Source organism: Streptomyces sp. URMC 123, assembly GCF_051386515.1.
In the GTDB taxonomy this organism is placed as follows: Bacteria; Actinomycetota; Actinomycetes; order Streptomycetales; family Streptomycetaceae; genus Streptomyces.
Genome location: NZ_JBPQTV010000671.1, coordinates 1 through 723, shown reverse-complemented (window position 1 = coordinate 723; position 723 = coordinate 1). Strand labels below are relative to the sequence as shown.

The 723-nt window shown below is 74.6% G+C and carries 1 protein-coding gene; it reads right to left on the bottom strand.

The features are described 5' to 3' along the window. Positions 1-5 precede the first annotated feature (5 nt). On the bottom strand, positions 6-723 hold a 718-nt coding region (locus ACSNOD_RS31565), incomplete at its 5' end, for a pyridoxamine 5'-phosphate oxidase family protein (RefSeq protein WP_436770498.1).

The following is a 723-nucleotide window of genomic DNA, read 5'->3' as shown; positions in this document are numbered from 1 at the left end:
ACCCGTCACGCCAGATACGCGGGCAGCGGTATGGACGGGTCCAGATCGGCCGCGGGTATGGGCGCGCCGCGCACCGGGGCGACCGGGAGGACACCGCTCCAGTACGGCAGTCCGAGGTCCTCGGCGTCGTCGTTGGGCCCGCCCGTACGGATCTTCGCGGACACCTCGTGGAGATCGATGCTCAGGACGGCGGTCGCGGCCAGCTCCTTGGCGTTGGCCCGCCGGGAGTCGTCCGCGCGGCCGGGGAGGATGTGCTCCACCAGGGCGTCCAGCGCGGCGGCCTTCTCGGCCGGGTCCGTGACGGGCCGCGCGACGCCGTGGACCACCACCGAGCGGTAGTTGACGGAGTGGTGGAAGGCGGAGCGCGCCAGCACCAGACCGTCGAGGTGGGTGACGGTCAGACAGACCGGCAGGCCGGGCTCCTCCGCCGGAGTGCGCTGTTCCCCGTGGGACTCCCCGGCCATCCGCAGCGGCCGGGAGCCGGTCGAGCCGTGGACGTACAGCCGCTCGCCCACCCGCCCGTACAGCGTCGGCAGCACGACGGGCGCCCCGTCCCGTACGAAACCGAGGTGGCAGAGGCCGCCCGCGTCGAGGATCGCGTGCACCACCTCGCGGTCGTACGAGGCTCGGTCGCGCGAGCGGGTGGGCACCGTGCGGTCGGTCGCCGCGTAGGCGGACGCGCCGGCCGGGGTCTCGGTCGACGTCTCGGTCGGCGTCTCGGCC